Source organism: Tateyamaria armeniaca (assembly GCF_045797845.1).
Taxonomy (GTDB): domain Bacteria; phylum Pseudomonadota; class Alphaproteobacteria; order Rhodobacterales; family Rhodobacteraceae; genus Tateyamaria; species Tateyamaria armeniaca.
Window position 1 is genome coordinate 3639873 of the sequence record NZ_JBHDIY010000002.1, and the last position, 20641, is coordinate 3660513.

Consider the following 20641-nt stretch of genomic DNA (forward strand, 5'->3'; position numbering starts at 1 on the left):
ATTCCTGTCGCGGCTCTGGCAAGAAAGCCGCGCTTGATCGCGGATCGCACACCCACTTGGCTGTCTAAAGCTAAGCTTCACTGCCCTTGGCTGACGCAATCTCGGGATCGCCTTCCGGTGAATCCAGCGTTGACCACGTCTCGTCATGGGACGGTTCAGGCGGAGGCAAGCAAGCGCGGCGGTGGATGTTCACCTTGGCGATAAAATTGGCCGACACCGGGGCCGTGACGAACAGGAACGCCATGATCAGCAACTCGTGCATCGACGACTCTCCGATGGCGAAGGAATGCAGCAAAGAGGCCAGCAGCAGCATGCCGATGCCGATGGTGCCCACCTTGGTCGGCGCGTGCAGACGGGTCATGGGGTCGTTGAACTTCAAAAGGCCAATGACGCCCACTGTGATGAACCCTGCGCCGATCAGCAGGGACAGGGCCGCGCCATATGTTGCGATGATCTGTCCGGTCATTCGATGATGTCCCCCCGCAGCAAGAACCGCGCCAGCGCGACAGTCGACACAAAGCCTAGCATCGCGATCAGCAAGGTGACCTCGAAATAGATCTGCACCCCCTGATGGATGCCCAGCACCACAACCAGACCAAGGGCGTTGATCACCATCGTGTCGAGCGCAAGGATACGGTCGCCAAAGCTTGGCCCGATCACCAGCCGCACCATCGACAAAAGCTGGCCAATGGCGAGTGCGCCAAAGGCGATGAACATCGCGATATCCAGAAATGCGCCTGCGCTGCTCATGCGAAAATCTCCTTCAGGCGCGCCTCGTAGCGTGTCTTGATGTCGTCGCGCACGCCGTCGGGATCATCCGTATGCAGCACATGAACCAGCAGGCAGCGTCCCTCGTTGGACAAATCCGCTGACACGGTGCCGGGCGTCAGTGTGATGGTGCCCGCCAGAACCGTGATCGCCTCGGGTTGCACAAGATCAAGCGGGATCGAAATCCACGCCGGTTTCAACTTGTCGTTCGGGACCGTCAGCACGATCCAGGCGACTTCGATATTGGCAACGATGATGTCCCACATGACCATCAGGGCATACGAGAACATCTTGCCCAGTCGGAACCCTTTGGGCGTGTCAGGCCACCAGATCGAGGTGCCCCATGGGATGATGATGCCAAGGATCAGACCGAACACCGCCATGCCCGCCGAAAACTCGTTTTGAAGCAGGACCCAGACAACTGTCAGCAGAAGGGTCAGGAACGGGTGTGGCAGCAGCCAGAAAAGGGCGCGACGTGCCATATCAGTATGCCTCCTCATTCGGTTTGCTGAGTTTGCCCGGCGTGTTCAGCACAGCCTCCATGTAGGGGGTTGGTGCGAACAGCCCCGTCGCGACCCGCGTTGTGTATCCATGCACCTGCCCGGCAAACACCGTGTGCAGCGCAAGCAGGCCGATCAACCCGCCCACAGCGACATAGGACAGGGTTGCAGGTTGCGGCATGACCAGATCGTCTTCGGACTTTTCTACGCTGTGCGCCTTCCAGAACAGGATGCTGCCTGCGCGGGCAAATCCAAGAATGCTGATCAGGCTAGAGCCGAGCACGATCACCCAGACCCACACCATCATGTCCGTATCGAAGGCGGCATTAAGCACCAGCAACTTGCCAAGAAAGCCCGACAGCGGCGGCAGACCCGCCATCGCTATGGCCCCTGTAAAGAAAAGGGCCGCCGTCAGCGCCGCACCCGCCGCCGGGGCCTGTGCGGTCAGTTCGACGTTGCCACGTCCTGTGCGCACCAGATCAGAGATCAGAAACAGCGCCGCACCCGCCAGCGTGGAATGCACGATGTAATAAAGGGCGGCAGCAATGCTGGTGGGTGTAAAGAGCGAAATCGACACCATCACCATGGCCATCGACCCGATGATCGAGAACGCGACCAGCCTGTCCAGCTTTTTGGCCGCCAGAACGCCAACCATGCCGATGGCAAGTGACACAAGCGCGGCAGGCAACAGCCAGATGTCATGCAGGCCCGATGTCACCTCGACCTCGGGCGGGAACACCATCGTGTAGACCCGGATGATGGCATAAGCCCCCACCTTGGTCATGATCGCAAACAGGGCCGCGACCGGCGCGGGTGCCTCGGCATAGCTGGAGGGCAGCCAGAAATGCAGCGGCACAACCGCCGCCTTGATCGCAAAGACCAGCAAAAGGAGGACTGCAGCAATGCGAATGCCCACCGTCTCTGCCGGATCAATGAGGGAAACACGCGCGGCCAGATCGGCCATGTTCAGCGTCCCCGTCTCTGCATAGATCGCGCCAAGGGCGAACAGAAACAGGGTCGATCCGATCAGGTTGAAAAGGACATATTGCACACCCGCCTTTAGGCGCGCTGTGCCGCCCGCATGGATCATCAACCCGTAGGAGGCGATCAGCAGCACCTCGAAAAAGACGAACAGATTGAACAAATCGCCCGTCAGAAAGGCCCCCATGATCCCCATCAACTGGAACTGGAACAGCGCGTGGAAATGCCGCCCACGGTCATCCCATTCGGACCCGATGGCATAGAGCAGCACGCACAAGGCCAGTATGGCGGTAAGCAGGACCATCAGCGTGGACAGGCTGTCCCCGACTAGGATGATGCCAAAGGTGCGGCCCAATCCCCCAGTTGGTAGATCGCGACCGAACCATCGGAGGCATTCCACGCGAGCCCTGCGGCGATGACGATCAGCGCAAGGACTCCGGCGACGGAAAAGGCGCGCTGGATGCCGATGTGATAGCGCGCGGCCAGCACGATGAACGGGGCCAGAAGCGCAGGCAAGACAACAGGGGCAATCAACCAGTGGGTCATGATGTACCCTCTTCGGGCTGATCATCAACGTGATCGTCGTTCGATCCCAGAAACGCTCCAAGGCCGATCATCACCACAACGGCTGTCATCCCGAACGAGATCACGATGGCCGTCAGCACCAGCGCCTGCGGCAAAGGATCTGCGTAGACGGTCATGTCATCGCGCAGCACAGGTGGTGCGCCTGTGGTCAGGCGACCCGAGGCAAAGAGAAAGACGTTAACCGCATAGGTCAGCAGCGAAATCCCGAGGATCACCGGAAAGGTGCGCAGGCGCAGCACCAGGTAGAGGCCGGCAGCCGTCATGATCCCGATGGCAGAGGCGACAAGAAGTTCCATATCACACGGCCCCCTGTGCAGTGTCGGGGTCCCGCGAGGGGTCGATATCCATCGGGTGTTCAGTCTCCGGTTCATGCGCACGCCGGGCAAGGCGCGAGAAACTTTCGAGGGACAGCATCACCGCCCCCACAACCGCAAGGAAGACGCCCACGTCAAACAGGGCCGCCGTGGCCAGCTCGAACTCCTGGAAAGGCGGGATGCGGACATAGGTGAAATCCGAAGTCAGGAAGGGCTTGCCCACGAACCACGACCCGATGCCGGTCAGACCCGCCACCAGAACGCCTGCCCCGATCACCCCGTGATAAGGGTACTTGAGGCGCGCCGACGCCCAGGAAAAGCCCGAGGCCATATACTGCATCACGACGCCGATGGACACGACAAGGCCCGCGATAAACCCGCCACCCGGTTCATTGTGCCCGCGCAGGAAGATGTAGAAACCGACCATCATGACAACCGGCATGATCACGCGGGTCAGCACCACCATCATCATCGGGTGCATGTCCCCGGCGCGCGGCTGATCGGGCTTGCGGTTGAGCAGACGCGCCCGGACCGGACCGCTCAGCAGTGTTTGTGTCAGCGCATAGATCAACAGCGCCGCAATCCCCAGCACGATGATTTCGCCATAGGTGTCAAAGCCCCGGAAATCGACGAGGATCACGTTGACGACGTTGGTGCCGCCACCGCCTTTGTAGGAATTGGCAAGGTGGAATTCGGAAATGGGCGTGCTGACTGCATCGCGCAGCAGGAAATGATAGGCCATTCCAAAGGTCGCGAGGCCCCCGGCCACGGCCACGGCCCCATCGCGCACCCGGCGCAGGACCGAGCTTTCGACCGGTGTTTGATTGGGCAGGAAATTCAGGGCCAGCAGAAGCAGGATGATCGTCACCACCTCGACCGTGAACTGGGTCATGGCCAGATCCGGCGCGCTGAAGAACACGAACCCGATGGACACCATCAGGCCCGCGATGCCGATCAGGATCAGCGCCAACAGCCGGTTGCGGTGCAGGAACACAAGGGCGCAGGTCGCCGCGACCAGCATGCCCCAGCCCGCGATGGCCACAGGGTCAACGGGCTGCATCTCGCGCGTGGCAGGGCCGATGGTGCCCGTGCTCCACGCATGAAAGCCTGCGCCGATGATGGCGATGGACCCGATGGCGGCATAGCGCGAAAACGCGCCGTTGTGCAGCGGCAGGATGATCTGTTGGGCCAGGCGCGCGGCGGCCTCGACGATGGCCTCAAAGATGACCTTTGCTTCGGGCCGCGGGGCTGCGTCCCAGGCGCGCAGTGCGGGGTTGAACAGCGCGAGCATGATCAGACCGCCGACAACGGCTGCGATGGACATGAACAGCGCAGGCACGAGCCCGTGCCAGATCTTGAAATAAGCCTTGGGCACCTCTGCCTCGCCGCCAAGGACCGAGGCCGTGACCAGTTTGACAAAAGGTTCGGCAAGGAACGGCGCGACACCGATCACCACAACCAGCACCACAAGGAACGCAGGCGGCAACCACAGACCCGCAGGCGGATCATGCGGCTTGGCCGGATAGTCATCGCGCACCGGCCCAAAGAAGGTGTGACCAATCAGGCGGAAACAATAGGCCGCAGAAAACAGCGACCCGAACGTGGCCAGCGCAGGCACGAGCCATGGCACATTGAAGAGGATGGTGTGGTTGGCCTCTTCCAGCATCATTTCCTTGGACAAGAAGCCGTTGAGGAACGGAATCCCCGCCATCGACAGCGCGGCAACGGTTGCGATGATGAAGGTGACCGGCATCAAGGTTCGCAACCCGCCCAATCGCCGGATGTCGCGCGTGTGGGCCTCGTGATCGATGATCCCGGCCGACATGAACAGCGCTGCCTTGAAGGTTGCGTGGTTCAGGATGTGGAACATCGCCGCCATCGCGCCAAAGGCGGTGCCGGTGCCCAGCAGCATGGTGATGAGGCCCAGATGGCTGACTGTGGAAAAGGCCAGCAGCGCCTTGAGATCATGTTTGAACAGCGCGATCACCGCGCCAATGACCATGGTGATCAGGCCTGCGGTGGTCACGATCACGAACCATTCTGTCGTGCCCGACAACACCGGCCACATGCGCGCCATCAGGAAAATACCCGCCTTCACCATCGTTGCGGAATGCAGGTACGCCGACACTGGCGTCGGGGCCGCCATCGCGTGTGGCAGCCAGAAGTGGAAAGGAAACTGCGCGGATTTCGTGAAACAGCCCAGCAGGATCAGGATCAGCGCCGGCACATACAGCGGGTCGGCCTGTATCATCTCGCGGTTTTGCAGAATGACGCTCAGATCATAGCTGCCCACGATCTGGCCGAGGATCAGCATGCCCCCGATCATCGCAAGACCGCCCATACCCGTCACGGTCAACGCCATGCGCGCGCCCTGACGCCCTTCGGGCAGGTGTTTCCAATAGCCGATCAGCAGGAAGGATGACAACGACGTCAATTCCCAGAAAATCAGCAAAAGCAATATGTTATCAGACAGAACGATCCCCACCATCGCACCCTGAAACAAGAGCAGATAGGTGAAAAACTGACCCATATTGTCGTTGCGGCTGAGGTAGTGGCGCGCATAGGCGATGATCAAAAGCCCGATGCCAAGGATCAGCAGCGCAAAGAAGAACCCGAGGCCATCCAGCATCAGCGTGAAATTCAGCCCCAACACCGGCATCCAGTCGACACGGGCCATCACCACTTCGCCCGCCAGAACGGAGGGCAGATTGGTCAGCAATCCGATAAAGGCAGCCAGCGAGACGGTAAAGGTGACACCGGCACAAGCAGCGCGGCCCGCAGCGTTCATAAGGCCGGGCAACAATGCACCAAGGAAGGGGAGTGCGACGATAAAGAAAAGTGACACGAGACCCCCTGCCCGAAGTTGCAACAGCCCTTAGATGGGCCACATTTCGCGCAGATCAAACATAATCGACAGATTTTGTCGACTTCTGTTAAAAGCCTTTGCCGCGGCGGATCATCCTCAGCCGCAGTTGTCTTGTCACATACCGTCCCTGCACTTCTGACTTGAACACTTGCCGATTGCCACGGCAGCGTCAAGCATGTGTCAGGCTTGGCTTTTTATCCCGTGCCCGCTTTCAGCCGTTTTTTGCGATGCGCCTGCATCCAGGTGTCCAGCGCGGCGATTTCATCCTTGGAAAGCCGCAGTCCCAGCTTGTTGCGCCGCCACACGACATCTTCGGCGGTGCGGGCATATTCATATGTCATAAGGTATTCGATTTCCCGCGCGGTCAGTGTCGCACCAAAGCCTTCGCCAAGATCCTCGGCGCTTTTTGCATCACCCAGCACATCCCATGCATCCGTGCCGTAGGCGCGGATCAGACGCCGCGCCCAAAAGGCATCGAGAAAGGCGTAATCCCCCTTTAGCCGCTTGATCAGGCCATCCACGCCATCCACCGGAAAGTCGCCGCCGGGCAAGGCCGCACCCGCGCTCCAATGCCCGGAGGTTCCGGGAAAGAAGGGCACGATCTTGTCCATCGAATCCTCGGCCAGCTTGCGATAGGTCGTGATCTTGCCGCCAAAGATGTTGAGGATGGGTGCGCCATCCTTCGTATCGACCTTGAGCGTGTAATCCCGCGTCGCTGCCGTCGCGCTGCTGGCCCCGTCATCATAAAGCGGGCGCACACCGGAATAGGTCCACACGATGTCATCGGTGCTGATGTTCTGCTTGAAATACCTGTTGGCGAAATCGACCAGATAGTCGCGCTCAGCCGGGGTGCATTCAGGGCGCACATGCGGGTCGTGGTGTTCGGCATCGGTGGTGCCGATCAGGGTAAAGTCCGTCTCGTAAGGAATGGCAAAGATGATCCGCCCGTCGGTGCCTTGGAAGAAATAACACTTGTCGTGGTCAAACAACCGCTTGGTCACGATGTGACTGCCCCGCACCAGCCGCACGCCCTCGTTGGATTTGAGGCCCAGCTTGCCATGAATGATGTCGCCAACCCACGGCCCACCGGCATTGACCAGCATGCGCGCATGGATCACCTCGGTCGTGTCGCTTTCGATATCGCGCACCGTGATGGACCAGTGATCGCCATCGCGCTTGGCGGCCTCGACCTTCGTGCGCACCATGATGCGGGCACCACGCTGTTCGGCGTCGCGGGCGTTCAACACGACAAGGCGGGAATCCTCGATCCAGCAGTCGGAATATTCGTAGGCCTTATGGAACGTATCAACCAGCGGCGCACCTTCGGGGGCCGTGTCGAGGTTCAGTGTTGCAGTGGCGGGCAGGATTTTGCGCCCGCCCAGATTGTCATACATGAACAGGCCAAGGCGGATCATCCACGCAGGGCGCCGCCCCTTCATCCATGGCATGACTCGTGCGAGGATCTTGGAGACCGGCGTTTCGCCCTCGAACCGCATATCCGGGCTGTAGGGCAGCACAAAGCGCATGGGCCAGCTGATATGGGGCATGGCTTTGAGCAGGATTTCACGTTCCTCAAGAGCGTGGCGGACCAGATTGATCTCGAAATATTCCAGATAACGCAAGCCACCGTGAAACAGCTTGGTCGAGGCCGAAGAGGTCGCCGAGGCCAGATCGTTCATTTCGGCCAGCGCCACGCTCATGTTGCGCCCCGCTGCATCCCGCGCGATGCCGCAGCCATTGATCCCGCCGCCTATGACGAACAGATCGTATGTCTTGGTTTCCATGTCTTTGGCCATCGGATACCCCTCGCGTTCATTGATGCGTGCCCGCATGGGCGAGGTCATGAGTAGGCACGGACCACGGCAGGTGCAAGTTTACATTCGTATTTAGGGCGGTGTGTCACGTTTGCCTTTGCGCGTTTGCAATCGACCTTGCGCAGCCACCCCTCGCGCCGCGATTGGCGTTGTGCCACAAGTGAGGTGTTCGGCCCGCAGCCGACCCAATGCAGCACGCAATGCGAGGATCACAGCAATGAGCCTGTCCGCCTTCACCGCCCCCGGCACGTTCTGGCGTGGCAATCTGCACACCCATTCCGACCTGTCGGATGGGGCTTTGCCTGCGGCCGAAGTGTGCCGCCGCTACAAGGCGGAAGGCTATGACTTCATCGCGCTGACCGATCACTTTGTTGGCCCCTTCGACTACCCGATCGCAGATACGGTGCCGTTTCGGGACGACACGTTCACCACCATCCTCGGGGCCGAACTGCATTCCGGCGCGATGGAAAACGGCGAGTTGTGGCACATTCTCGCGGTCGGTCTGCCGACGGATTTTGCGCCGTCCAATTCGCCCGACTTCACCCCCGCCCCGATCAGGAAACCGGACCCGAGATTGCAGCCCGCGCCGTCGCTGCGGGCGCTTTTGTCGCCATCGCCCATCCGCAGTGGTCCGGCATGACGATGGACGACGCCCGCTCGATCACCTCCGCTCATGCTGTCGAAATCTACAATCACGGCTGTGCGGTGGAATGTGACCGGCCCGATGGCACATATGTGGCCGATCTGCTGATGTCCGAGGGGCGCGATGTAACACTGATCGCCACGGATGATGCGCATTTCGAAGCACCGGACGCCTTTGGCGGCTGGGTGATGGTCAAGGCCGAAGCAAACGAGCCGGGCCAGTTGCTTGCCGCGCTGAAACGGGGCGATTTCTTTGCCTCGCAAGGCCCCGAATTGCGCAGTGTCGATGTGACCGAGGACGAAGTGATTGTCACCTGTTCCGCCTGCAGCGTCATAGTTGTACAAGGGCACGGATCGGTTTCTCCGGCCGTACACGGATCGTCCATGACGCGTGCTGTGATGCCGCGCAAGCGGCTGCGCAACAGCCCGTGGATTCGCGTCACTGTGATCGACGCGGCAGGCAAACGCGCGTGGTCAAATCCGATCCGGTTCTAACCCGCCAGCGACGGCAGCCACAAAACGATGCCCGGAAACGCGACCAGCATCGCGATGGTCGCCGCATCCGCGATGAAGAACGGGGTGACGCCTTTGAATACGTCCTGCACGGTCAGATCATCACGCACACCGGCCACCACGAAACAGTTGAGGCCAATGGGTGGCGTGATCAGGCAGAACTCCGCCATCTTGACCACCAGTATCCCGAACCAGATCGCGCACATCGGCCCCGACATGCCGAACGCACTGTCGGCGGCAGAAACGTATTCGCCCCCGTTTAGCGCCATTACCGCCGGATAAACAACTGGAAGCGTCAAGAGGAGCATCCCGATGGCGTCCATGAACATGCCCAACACCGCATATCCCAGCAGAATGCAGATCAGGATCAGCATCGGCGACATCTCAAGCGAGGTGATCCAGTCGGAAAACGCCGCCGGAAGTTCGGCAAAGCCGAGGAAGCGAACATAGATCAGCACGCCCCAGATGATCGTAAAGATCATCACCGTCAGCTTGGCTGTGTCGAGCAGTGCACGCTTCAACTCGGCCCAGCGCATGCCGCGATAGAGCGCCATGAGGAAGATGATGAACGCCCCGATGGCCCCGCCTTCGGTGGGGGTGCCCCAAGCGTCGCCGAACGGGTTGTAGACGAAGAAGATGATGATGATCACAACTGCAAAGATCGGCAAAGCGGGCGGCAGGCTTTCGAACCGTTCGCGCCATGTGAACCCACCTACTGGCGGGCCAACAGTTTTGAACACCATGGCAATGCCGATGATGAGCCCCGCATAGACGATGGCCGAAAACGCACCCGGAATGAACCCGGCGAGCAGCAGCTTGCCCACGTCCTGTTCGACGATGATCGCATAGATCACGAGGATCGCCGACGGCGGGATCAGCGAGGCAAGCGTGCCCCCTGCAGCCACAACCCCGGCGGCAAATGCCTTGTTGTACCCGATCTTGAGCATTTCGGGGATCGCGATGCGTGCAAACACCGCCGCCGTGGCGACAGAGGCACCAGACACTGCAGCAAAGCCTGCGGTGGCAAAAACAGTGGACACCGCCAGACCGCCCGGCACCCAAGCTATCCAGCGTTTGGCGGCCACAAACAGCGCAGTCGTCAGCTTTGCGTAATAGGCGAGATAGCCGATGAGGATGAAGACCGGGATGAGGCTGAGGACTTGTGCAGACACTTTGGAATGGGGGGTGAGGCCTGCGACCTTGACGCTGATCTCGACCGCTTTCCAGAAGCGTGCGGGGTCATAATCGAACCCGTTCCAGCGCAGCCAGACAAGCCCGACAAAGCCCGCAAGGCCGGCCGCAAAGGCCACACGCATGCCCAAGAGGACAAAGACCAGCAGACCGCCACTGACCCACAGGCCAATATCAATGGGTTCCATCAGTCGTTCCCTTCCAGCGCTTCGGCTTCAAGCCGGGCCTGTTCGGCGACAGACAGGTTCATGGGCACAGCCACCGGGTTTTCGAGCCCCAGCACCAGCGCCCGCCCATAGCCCCAGGCCTGCAACAGCAGCCGCAGAGTCAGGATGGCAAATGCAATGGGAACCACCAGCTTGGAGGGCCAGATCGGTAGCCCGATATCGATGGAGCTGTCGCGGCTGCACAGGGGTCGGGCGCAATCAAAGGAGCGGTCGAAATGTTCATAAGCGCCCCAGGTGAGTGCGACGATCAGCACAAGGATCAGCAGCACAGAGACCAGTTCGAAAAACCACAGCACACGCCCTTTGAGGGCGCTGACCAGCATGTCCATGCGCACATGGGTGCCGTCGCGCTGGACATAGGACACACCCATGATGGCGATGATCGGCATCGCGGCTTCGATGTAGTCGACATAGCCCGCCATCGGTGAAGCAAAGAATTTGCGCCCCGTCACCGAATAAGCGGCCAGAAACATGAGGGAAAAGATCGCAAGGCCGCTCAGCAGCGCGCAGAATCTTTCAAGCGGCAAAAGTGCGCGATCCAACCGGCTGAGCAGACTGGAATCCTCAAGCACCGCAGCAGAGCCTGCCATGACCTATCCCCCTGTTTTTATTCTTCTTATTGGCAAGGGCCGCCTGTGTGTCAAGCGGCCCCGCAATGGATCAGCTTCCGCCTTTGGCTTCGGCCAGTGTCTTGACGACAAGGTCATAAAGCTCCTGGCCGGGCAGGCCCTGCGCTTCCATGTCGGCAATCCACGCATCGTGGATCGGCTTGCCTGCGACCGACTGGAATTCGGCGATCACTTCGGGCGCGACTTCGACTTTTTGAACGCCTTTTTCTTCCAGCACGGAATCCCAGCGCTGAAGCAGTTCGGCGTAGTTGGCGAGGTAATGGTCGATGGCCTCGGGGATCGAGCTGTCGAGCGCTGCGCGATGCTCATCGCTCAGGCTTTCATAGGCGTCGATGTTGACCACGACGGGGCAGTTGACCGTGCCGGGGTTCAGGTTGGCTGTCCACCAGTCCGCCTGGTTGATCGTGCCAAAGGACAGGTGCGCGTGCTGGGCAAAGGCCACTGTGTCCACAACGCCGCCTTCCATGGCCTGATAGGCCTCGGTCGCGGTCACGGATGTGGGCACGCCACCAACCGCTTCGAACGCTTTGCCCAGACCACCTGTGGCGCGCACGCGCATGCCTTCGAATTCGGCCAATTCATCGCGCGGCTCGCCAGTGCCGACAAGGTTGTATTGCGGCATGGGGCTGGTCATCAGCAGCTTGGCGTTCCACTGCGCCATCTCTTCGGTCGCGGCGGGGTGCGCATAGACGGCCCGGGCCACGGCGACTTCCTGATCAAGGTTTTCAACCCCGAGGAAAGGCAGTTCCAGAACGGTGACAACCCGGTTCTTGTCCGCGTGGTAGCCGGCGCAGAACTGGGCCATCTCAAAGGCGCCAATCGAAATGCCATCAAGGTTTTCACGGTTCTTAGACAGGCCACCATAGCTCACATTCATGGTGAACTCGCCACCCGTCTTTTCAGCCACCAGTTCAGCCAGTTTTTCAACGTGCTCGGTAAAGGCACGGCGTTTGCCCCAGACCGAGACATTCCATTCCGTGGCCGCAGCCTCAAGCGCGAATGTGCAGGAAATCGCGCCGACCACGGCGCCAACAGCAAATTTGTTCATTGATCTTCTCCCTAGATGCGGGGCGTTTTGTCACCCGCTTGGGGCGGAAGCTAACGTGCGGTAGGTGGCTTGCCAAGGTGCTTGCACGCCCGCCGCGCCACAGTTGATCCGCTGCCCCTGATTTTTAGGGTCGCGGCGGGCCACATTCGCCGCTTTGTGCCCCACCCTTCAGGGCGTCACAACAATATTGCCCACATGCGCCTTGTCGATAAACGCCTGCTGTGCGGTCTTCAGTTCCGCCAGGGGATAGGTGGCCGCCAGCAACGGTTTTACTTCGCCCCTTTCGATATACTGCACAAGCGCGGGAAAGATATCGGGCGTGATCACTGTCGATCCGGTAAATGTCAGATCGCGTAAGTAAAGCGTGCGCAGATCAAGCGGTACCACCGGCCCTGCAATTGCGCCCGAACAGGTGTAACGACCGCCGCGTTCCAGCACGTCAATGATCTGTTCAAAATACGGGCCCCCGACAATATCGGCGACCACGGACACCGTATCGCGTCCGATGGCGGCCCTTAGCGCCGCCTTGAGGTTCTCGGGCGCGCGCGGCAGCAGCGCATCGGCCCACAGCCCTGCCATCTGGTCGTGTTTGGCGGGGGACGCCAGCGCGACCACAGTGGCGCCGCGCCGCTTGGCCAGTTGGATCAGCGCAGAACCGACCCCACCCGACGCCCCCGCAACCAGTACCACGTCGCCCGCGCCGACACCCGCGCGTCCGAGCATCCCCTCGGCGGTCGAATAGGAACAAGAGAATGTGGCCAGCTCTGCATCGCTCATGTCGCTTTGGACAGGATGCACGTTGCGCCGATCCACCTTGGTGAACTGGGCAAACCCGCCGTCACATTCACTGCCGAAATAGCCGGTCTTGTCTCGGTTCATCGGGTCCGACCAGTCGCGCAGCCAACAATCGATCATCACGCGTTTGCCGATCAGGTCCGGATCGGCATTTGCGCCGACGGCCACCACTTCGCCCACCGCATCAGCGCCTTGGATGCGTGGAAAGGTCAGCGGCGCCCCACCCCAGCTTGGGTCCTCTTCATCGACGCTTGCAAACCCGTCGCCCGAAGTCGCATCCGTGACCGCTTTGGAATACCACCCGACCCGCGTGTTTACGTCCGTGTTGTTCAGCCCGCACGCGCCGATCCGGATCAGGACCTCGTCGGCATCCGGCACCGGAACAGGCCAGTCCGTGTGCAATTGCAGCGCGTCCATATCGCCGTGATGGTGAAGCACGTAGGCATGCATGGTGTCTGGCAGAGTCATAGCGTGTGGCATCCTTGGGTCTGGAACAGCGGCGCGCTCAGGTCTTGGCACAGCAATGGCGATGGCGTCCAGCGTTGAGCGCGCAGGATCGGGCCACCACAGGTTTTGACAGGCAAGGCACCGAAATCAGGGCCATTTCCCAGACTTCGCTGGAAAAATTTACAATACAATGGCCAGCGGTCAAAAACCTTCACAACAAAATCGTTTTAATCCAGCCTTTTATTCCAATCTTTTCAACATTGGGTATGATCACGCCACTGGGAGGAGGCCGCGTGTCGGTTCACCCCGCCACAGCATTGGCGGAGGGTCGTCAACGCATATCCCAACAGATCAGAACGACGACCGGAGGAGCACCCATGTCCGATAGCAAAACCTATGCCCCAAGTGCCGAAACAGTGGCGCGCGCGCATGTGGACGCCGCGAAATACGACGAGATGTACGCGGCCTCGATCAAAGACCCGGAGGCCTTCTGGGGCGAGCATGGCAAGCGCATCGACTGGATCAAACCCTACACGCAGGTGAAGGACGTGTCCTACGACTTCGGCAACGTCAACATCAACTGGTATGCCGATGGCACGCTGAACGTGTCGGCCAACTGCATCGACCGTCATCTTGAAACGCGCGGCGATCAGACGGCCATCATCTGGGAACCCGACAACCCCGAGGATGACGCGCAGCACATCACCTACAAGCAACTGCACGCCGAGACGTGCAAAATGGCCAACGTGCTGAAATCATTGGGTGTCGGCAAGGGGGATCGGGTGGTTTTGTACCTGCCGATGATCCCCGAGGCCGCTTATGCCATGCTGGCCTGCACGCGCATCGGGGCGATCCATTCCATCGTGTTTGCCGGGTTCTCGCCTGATGCTTTGGCTGCGCGCGTGTCAGGCTGCGATGCGAAGGTGGTGATCACCGCAGATGGCGCGCCACGCGGGGGCCGTGTCACCAACCTCAAGGACAACGTCAATCAGGCGCTGATCAACGTGATGCACGACACCCATTGTCTGGTGGTCAAGCGCACCGGCCAGCAGATCGCGTGGCGCGATGATCTGGATCACTGGCTGCACGAGGCCGCGGAAGGTGTCGATGCCGACTGCCCTGCCGTCGAAATGGCAGCCGAAGACCCGCTGTTCATCCTCTACACCTCCGGCTCCACCGGCCAGCCCAAGGGCGTGGTGCACACAACGGGCGGTTACATCGTCTATGCTGCTCTCACCCACGAAATCACGTTCGACTACCATGACGGTGACGTCTATTGGTGCACGGCGGATGTCGGCTGGGTCACGGGGCACAGCTATATCGTCTACGGGCCGCTCGCCAATGGCGGCATCACCCTAATGTTCGAAGGGGTGCCGACTTACCCCGACGCCTCACGGTTTTGGCAGATTTGCGAAAAGCACAAAGTGGCACAGTTCTACACCGCTCCCACTGCCTTGCGTGCGCTGATGGGGCAAGGCAACAGCTTTGTGGAAAAGGCCGATCTGTCCTCGCTCAAGCTGCTGGGCACGGTAGGTGAGCCGATCAATCCCGAGGCGTGGAATTGGTATTACAACGTGGTGGGCGGCGGGCGCTGTCCCATCGTGGATACGTGGTGGCAGACCGAGACGGGGGGCCACCTGATGACCCCCCTGCCCGGCGCACATGCGACGAAACCCGGGTCAGCGATGAAGCCGTTTTTTGGCATCAAGCCGCTGGTGTTGGACCCCACAAGTGCCGAGGTCATCGAAGGCAACGGTGTAGAGGGTGTGCTGGTCATTGCTGACAGCTGGCCAGGTCAGATGCGGACCGTCTGGGAAGACCATGAGCGTTTCGAAAAGACGTATTTCAGCGACTACAAAGGCTACTACTTTACCGGGGATGGGTGTCGGCGCGACGAGGACGGCGATTACTGGATCACAGGCCGTGTTGACGATGTGATCAACGTCTCAGGCCACCGCATGGGTACCGCCGAAGTGGAAAGCGCGCTGGTCGCCCATGCCACAGTCGCCGAAGCGGCAGTTGTCGGGTATCCGCACGACATCAAGGGGCAAGGCATCTACTGCTACGTGACCCTGATGAACGGTCAGGAGCCTTCGGAAGAGTTGCGCAAAGAGTTGCGCACATGGGTCCGGCAAGAGATCGGCCCCATCGCCTCGCCCGACCTGATCCAGTGGGCGCCGGGCCTGCCGAAAACACGTTCTGGCAAGATCATGCGCCGCATACTGCGCAAGATTGCAGAGGATGATTTCGGAGCACTTGGCGACACTTCGACCCTTGCCGATCCGTCCGTCGTCGAGGATCTGATCGAGAACCGGATGAACAAATCCTGACAATGACGGGGCAGCGGCGCACCACGGCTGCTGCCCCGCCCTAATCGTCAAAGTTGTGCAAAACGGCAATTTCTGTCACGATCCGTCTATTGATCGTAACAGCATTGCCTGACACATGATTTCTGACCTGCTCACCCTGCGCAAGGAACTGATCAGCGCCGCTGATGATCAGGACGTGGCGGACAAGAAGGCCGAGTTCAACGCGCAAGTCACGCGCGAGATCGCAGCGCTGTTTGATGATCCACAATACCTGCAACGCCGCCGCAGCTTTGGCGTGATCCGCAAGCGGTTGGGTGTGTTTGACGAAAACGATCCCGACCTCAAGGCGATCCTGTTTTCCATGGGTGCGCGGGTGCACAAGGGCGAAGGCGAAGCGGCCCTTTGGGAATTGATCTATCCCGATACGCCAACAACGTCGCACACACGTCGCAAGCGCCCCTTTCTTGTGCGCCTTGGTTTGGCGGCGCTGGTGTGCGCCGTGGTTCTGATCGCCGTCAACGCGCTGATGGTGACCATTTTGGGGACGTCCTTGCGCGACGTCGCCCAAGGGCTGATCGCACCCCCGCCAACCCTGCAATCCTGCCTGATCGACGCCAATGGCACCATGACGGAGATTTTGAGATGCAACCAAACCCATGGCTGATACTGGGCGCTTTGGCGCTGTTTGCGTCCCCCGCGGCGGCGCAGGCCGTTCTGCATTGCGAGGACCTGAAGGCCGACCAACCCCAAGAGGCGTTTCGCGCCTTTGCCTGCCTTGAGCGCGCGCAGGACGAACTGGCAGACGCAAGGCTGCGCATAGAGGCGTTGGAATCCCGGCTGGACGCACTGGATGGGCTGTCCTTGCGCATTGAAACCCTCGCGGCGGGTATGAACGGATCGCAGGACGCAGCCGTGCCAGCCATCGGCAATCACCCCGGCACCCGCGCCATCGTTCCCTATATCTCGGCCAAGGGCGAAAAGACCTGCCCCAGCGGATGGGTCCCGTTCGAGCCGGCCAAGGACCGGTTCATTCTGGGGGCCGGGGCGGCCTACCCGGTGGTTGGCACGCTTGGCGGGGAGGCCGAAGTCACCTTGAGCGAGGCACAAATCCCTTCGCATTCTCATGATCTCGCCCGTGTCAGCGTCGCCAATGATCTGGGTTGGCGAGACGCGGGGACAAGCACCAACGTTCCGTACTTCAATGTGTCAGCCTCGCAATCAGCGAGGGGGTCAAGGTCGGGCGGGCCAGCGCAGGTGTCTTTGAGGCAGGCGGTGGCCGGGCGCACAACAACATGCCGCCCTATATCGCGCTGTATTTCTGCCAGAAGGAAGAGTGAGGCGCCCGACACACCGAGCGAAAAACGCTAACCGATCACGCCACATGTCTTTCTTTTCGCGCCACGGCTCTGGTCAGTACTGCATGTCTGTTTCATGCTGCGCCCATGTCAGACACTACCCAAATGCGTTACAAGATCGCCCGCACCGTCGAACAGCTTTGCGGTCTGTTGCAGATCAATCCACGCGACGTGATGCGTCGCATGCACTATCCGGTCGATTTTCTGGAACATGAAGGGCGCGGCGTCACTCCAGCTGAATTCTTTGCCGGGTGGAACGCGATGCTGGCCGAGGCAGGTCGGGATGACACGCCGCTGATACTGGGGCAGGCCTATGCGCGCGGGCCGTTCAATCCATCATTCTACGCCTTTACCTGCAGCCCGACCGTCGCTGTCGGGTTGGAACGTCTTGCCCTGTTCAAACCGCTGACCGGGCCGTTGCATCTGGCACTGAGGCGCGGGGACAGCGGGGCGCTGACCATCACAAAATCGTCGAATGTGGCTGCCCACCCTTTGCCCGATACCTTTGCGGCGACCGAACTTGTCTTTGTGACTGAAGCCATGCGCACCTGTACGGGACACCACATCGTACCGCGCCATGCCACCCTGCCGGGGCGTGTGGCCTGTCATGCGCAGATAGAAACCTATCTGGGATGCGAAATCGGGATCAGCGCGGGTGTCGCGGCCACATTGCGTATCGCAGCCGAAGACGCTGACCGCCCGCTGTTGTCAGCAGATGCCGATCAATGGGCACAGCTTGAGCCCGCGTTTCGCCGCCAGATGCAGGCTCAGAACGAAGAACAGACAATGAGTGCGCGGGTGTGCAACATCCTGCCCGAGATGCTGCCCGGCGGTGAAGCGAGTGTTCAGGCCACGGCCGCCCGGCTGCGCCTCAGCCCGCGCAGCTTGCAACGCTATCTCAAGTCCGAAGGCACCGGGTTCCAATCCCTGCTGGATGCCACGCGCGAAGACCTTGCGCGCCACTACCTTGCCACCACTGACCTCACGGTCGAGGAAATCAGCTATTTGTTGGCCTATAGCGATCCGAATTCGTTCTACCGCGCTTTTCAGACGTGGACGGGCCAGACCCCCAAAACGGTACGGGCCGCCCTGCGCGCTTAAACGTCCTTGGTCGCGTCAAAGCCATAAACCCAGTCCTGGCGTGCATGAAATGCGCCCGGGGCCAGCCGGGCCGCGATGCCCATAGGGGCATAAAATCCCCATCGACCAAGGGGTGAGGCATGATGGAACAGGCGCGCATTTGCAGCAGATCCCTTTTGCACTCGCGCTGTCCGTTCGATCCGCTGTTCGTAATACGCGGCGAACCCGGCATCGGGTGTGGCATGCTGATCAAGGCTTGCCGCCAGAACCCATGCGTCTTCCAGTGCCTGCACGGCCCCTTGCGCCATTGAAGGGAGCATCGGATGGGCTGCATCCCCCAAAAGGGCGACACGTCCCTCATGCCAGCGCGGCAAGGGCGCGCGGTCAAACAGCGCCCAGCGGTGCAGCACTTCTGCCTGATCAATCACAGTGCGGATTTCATTGGCCCACCCCTCGAATGCGGCAAGGGCATCTGCGCGGCTGCCTGTTGCGCGCCAGCTTTCGGGGGCGGGTTTGTCTGTTTCGACCATGCCCACGAAATTGGCCAGCGTCCCGGCGCGCAGGCGCGTTGTCACCGCATGGCGTTTGTGTCCAACCCAGACGCAGGCGGTTGGCGGCGGCGTACGCGCCCCAAGGGCGTCAACAGGCACCACAGCCCGCCACGCGATGTTGCCGGTGTAACGCGGCATGTCCGGCCCCAGCATCTGAGTACGTATGACCGAATGTAGCCCGTCTGCCCCAATCACGATATCACCCGACTGCGCCGTGCCATCGTTCATCAGCAGGGTCGCGCCGTCGCCGCTTTGCTTAAAACCCTGCACCACATGCCCGGTTTTGACCACGCCCGATTGCAACCCCTCCAGCCGCCGTTCAAGGGCCGTTACCAGATCGGCCCGGTGGACATGCATGAACGGCGCGCCCCAGCGTTCCTGTGCATAACCGCGCATCGACAGATGAAACACCCGCGCACCGTTTCGCCCGATCCGCATCTCGATGGCTTCGGGTTCGAACACGATGCCATGCAGATGCTCCGCGACGCCTAGGGCTGCCAGCACGCGCCATCCGTTTGGCGAAATCTGCAAGCCTGCACCAATCTCGCTCAGCGCCGGGGCCTGTTCGAATACGGTGACATCCCAGCCGCGCAAGCGCAGCGCGATTGCACTGGCCAGACCGCCGATTCCGCCACCCGCAATCAGTGCCTTCACGTCAACGCCCCGCTGGCGCGCAAACCCTGGATCGCTGCGGCGTCGTACCCTAGCTCGGACAAGACGTCGTCTGTCTGTGCACCGGCTGCGCCCGGTGTCTGCACGTCACCCACGAGCGTTGCAGAAAACCGCGGTGCGGGTGCAGCCTGACGCACGCCATTCGCATCGACGTAAACACCGCGCTGATCCATGTGCGGCTGTTGCGCTGCCTCCTCAATCGTCAAAACGGGGGCGACGCAGGCATCTGTACCCGAAAAGACAGCGGCCCAGTGGTCACGCGGGGCGCTTGCAAAAATTGCCTCAAAACGGCCCGCAAGAACTGGCCAACCCGCCCTGTCGTTCTGTGCTGGCAGGTCGACACCCTGCAGTCCAAGCCCCTCCAGCAACAGCGCGTAGAACTGCGGTTCAAGCGCGCCCACGGCAATGTCCCGCCCATCGGCACACCGATAGCAGCGATAGAACGGCGCACCGCCATCCAGCCAGTTGGTGCCCGGCGGATCGCGCCATGATCGTTGCGCCATCATGGAATGGATCAGGCCCATCATCGCTGGGACTCCATCGATCATGGCGGCATCGACCACCTGCCCCTTGCCCGTGACACCGCGCGAAATGACGGCGGCCAACAGGCCGTAAAGCAGAAACATCGTCCCGCCCCCGTAATCCGCCACGAGGTTCAGGGGCGGTTTCGGCGGCGCATCCGCGCTGCCCATCAGGCTCAGAACGCCAGAAGTCGCGAGGTACGTGATGTCATGCCCTGCGACATGAGCCAGCGGGCCGGACTGGCCCCAACCGGTCATCCGGCCATAGATCAGCGTATCGGCGCACTCCTGCGGTCCAAGGCCCAAACGCTCCATCACGCCCGGGCGGAACCCTTCGATCAGGATGTCGGACTCTGCGATCACCGCGCGGGCCAGCGCGCGCCCCTCTTGCGATTTGAGGTTCAGCGCCACGGATCGTTTGCCGCGCCGGTTCACATCAGTTGGGTCCGCTGCCGCGGATGCCCGGTCGATCACCGTGACCTGCGCCCCAAGATCGGCAAGCAGTTGCCCCGCCAATGGTGCAGGCCCGAGCCCGGCAAATTCAACAACTCTCAGACTGTCCAGCGGACCCGGCATCCCACCCCCAACATGCGCTTTGTTTTCGAGATTGGATAGAAAGCGCGCGCTGGGTGCAAGGCCACGTTTTCCGGTTTTGCGATCTGCTCAGTCTTTCAATGGCAGGCTGAGAGCGGATGACCCAAGCGCACCAAAGGTCTCCGCAAGGCAAGGCACGCGTCCGCTCGATACGCGCAAGCCACAACCAACAGACACTGGCGCACTCAAACTCCAAGTTATGGGCATTTGACGCAACAGAGCCTGCTACATCCTCCCAC

16 protein-coding genes and 2 pseudogenes are annotated in these 20641 nt (G+C 60.8%); 5 read left to right on the plus strand and 13 right to left on the minus strand.

Annotation, left to right across the window (positions count from 1 at the left end; all coding sequences use genetic code 11):
* Positions 1-70: 70 nt before the first annotated feature.
* The 7 genes and pseudogenes from mnhG to glpD form a co-directional block, all read right to left on the minus strand.
* A complete protein-coding gene (gene mnhG / locus ACERZ8_RS18520; protein ID WP_407593640.1) occupies positions 71-466 on the minus strand; it encodes a monovalent cation/H(+) antiporter subunit G in 396 nt (131 codons plus the stop codon).
* Positions 463-750, minus strand: coding sequence for a K+/H+ antiporter subunit F (locus ACERZ8_RS18525; protein ID WP_407593641.1), 288 nt, complete (start codon positions 748-750; stop codon positions 463-465). The genes mnhG and ACERZ8_RS18525 overlap by 4 nt, the downstream gene beginning before the upstream one ends.
* A complete protein-coding gene (locus ACERZ8_RS18530; RefSeq protein WP_407593642.1) occupies positions 747-1250 on the minus strand; it encodes a Na+/H+ antiporter subunit E in 504 nt (167 codons plus the stop codon). The genes ACERZ8_RS18525 and ACERZ8_RS18530 overlap by 4 nt, the downstream gene beginning before the upstream one ends.
* A gap of 1 nt (position 1251) precedes the next feature.
* Positions 1252-2795, minus strand: a pseudogene (locus ACERZ8_RS18535) (monovalent cation/H+ antiporter subunit D).
* Positions 2792-3130, minus strand: coding sequence for a Na+/H+ antiporter subunit C (locus ACERZ8_RS18540; RefSeq protein ID WP_407593643.1), 339 nt, complete (start codon positions 3128-3130; stop codon positions 2792-2794). Before ACERZ8_RS18540 ends, ACERZ8_RS18535 begins: the two are co-directional and overlap by 4 nt.
* Before the next feature lies 1 nt (position 3131).
* Positions 3132-5993 carry a monovalent cation/H+ antiporter subunit A gene (locus ACERZ8_RS18545; protein WP_407593644.1) on the minus strand — a complete coding sequence of 954 codons (2862 nt, stop codon included), beginning with the start codon at positions 5991-5993 and terminating at the stop codon, positions 3132-3134.
* A 215-nt stretch (positions 5994-6208) separates the two neighbouring features.
* On the minus strand, positions 6209-7810 hold the full coding sequence (gene glpD / locus ACERZ8_RS18550) for a glycerol-3-phosphate dehydrogenase (protein ID WP_407594314.1): 1602 nt from the start codon (positions 7808-7810) through the stop codon (positions 6209-6211).
* Positions 7811-8045: 235 nt separating this feature from the next.
* On the opposite strand from glpD, the pseudogene ACERZ8_RS18555 reads away from it, so the two are divergent.
* Positions 8046-8965, plus strand: a pseudogene (locus ACERZ8_RS18555) (PHP domain-containing protein).
* On the opposite strand, the gene ACERZ8_RS18560 reads toward ACERZ8_RS18555, so the two are convergent.
* The 4 genes from ACERZ8_RS18560 to ACERZ8_RS18575 form a co-directional block, all read right to left on the minus strand.
* A complete protein-coding gene (locus ACERZ8_RS18560) occupies positions 8962-10362 on the minus strand; it encodes a TRAP transporter large permease (RefSeq protein WP_407593645.1) in 1401 nt (466 codons plus the stop codon). The pseudogene ACERZ8_RS18555 and the gene ACERZ8_RS18560 overlap by 4 nt on opposite strands.
* Positions 10362-10991: a TRAP transporter small permease subunit gene (locus ACERZ8_RS18565; protein WP_407593646.1), complete on the minus strand. Its 630-nt coding sequence runs from the start codon at positions 10989-10991 to the stop codon at positions 10362-10364. The genes ACERZ8_RS18560 and ACERZ8_RS18565 overlap by 1 nt, the downstream gene beginning before the upstream one ends.
* Before the next feature lie 70 nt (positions 10992-11061).
* Positions 11062-12078, minus strand: a complete 1017-nt coding sequence (dctP, locus tag ACERZ8_RS18570) for a TRAP transporter substrate-binding protein DctP (protein ID WP_407593647.1) — start codon at positions 12076-12078, stop codon at positions 11062-11064.
* Positions 12079-12246: 168 nt separating this feature from the next.
* Positions 12247-13341 (minus strand): alcohol dehydrogenase family protein, encoded by a 1095-nt coding sequence (locus ACERZ8_RS18575; protein WP_407593648.1) that lies wholly within the window; start codon positions 13339-13341, stop codon positions 12247-12249.
* A 356-nt stretch (positions 13342-13697) separates the two neighbouring features.
* Between ACERZ8_RS18575 and acs the strand changes: the two genes are divergently transcribed.
* From acs to ACERZ8_RS18595, 4 genes are all read left to right on the plus strand, one after another.
* A complete protein-coding gene (acs, locus tag ACERZ8_RS18580) occupies positions 13698-15650 on the plus strand; it encodes an acetate--CoA ligase (RefSeq protein ID WP_407593649.1) in 1953 nt (650 codons plus the stop codon).
* Positions 15651-15765: 115 nt separating this feature from the next.
* Positions 15766-16293 (plus strand): hypothetical protein, encoded by a 528-nt coding sequence (locus ACERZ8_RS18585; RefSeq protein ID WP_407593650.1) that lies wholly within the window; start codon positions 15766-15768, stop codon positions 16291-16293.
* On the plus strand, positions 16272-16997 hold the full coding sequence (locus ACERZ8_RS18590) for a hypothetical protein (protein WP_407593652.1): 726 nt from the start codon (positions 16272-16274) through the stop codon (positions 16995-16997). The genes ACERZ8_RS18585 and ACERZ8_RS18590 overlap by 22 nt, the downstream gene beginning before the upstream one ends.
* Before the next feature lie 74 nt (positions 16998-17071).
* Positions 17072-18085: a helix-turn-helix domain-containing protein gene (locus ACERZ8_RS18595; RefSeq protein ID WP_407593653.1), complete on the plus strand. Its 1014-nt coding sequence runs from the start codon at positions 17072-17074 to the stop codon at positions 18083-18085.
* Here ACERZ8_RS18595 and ACERZ8_RS18600 read toward each other — a convergent pair.
* Both ACERZ8_RS18600 and ACERZ8_RS18605 read right to left on the minus strand, forming a co-directional pair.
* Positions 18082-19269: an FAD-dependent monooxygenase gene (locus ACERZ8_RS18600; RefSeq protein ID WP_407593655.1), complete on the minus strand. Its 1188-nt coding sequence runs from the start codon at positions 19267-19269 to the stop codon at positions 18082-18084. The two genes, ACERZ8_RS18595 and ACERZ8_RS18600, sit on opposite strands and share 4 nt — an antisense overlap.
* Positions 19266-20384 (minus strand): CaiB/BaiF CoA transferase family protein, encoded by a 1119-nt coding sequence (locus ACERZ8_RS18605; RefSeq protein ID WP_407593656.1) that lies wholly within the window; start codon positions 20382-20384, stop codon positions 19266-19268. Before ACERZ8_RS18605 ends, ACERZ8_RS18600 begins: the two co-directional genes overlap by 4 nt.
* Between the last annotated feature and the right edge of the window lie 257 nt (positions 20385-20641).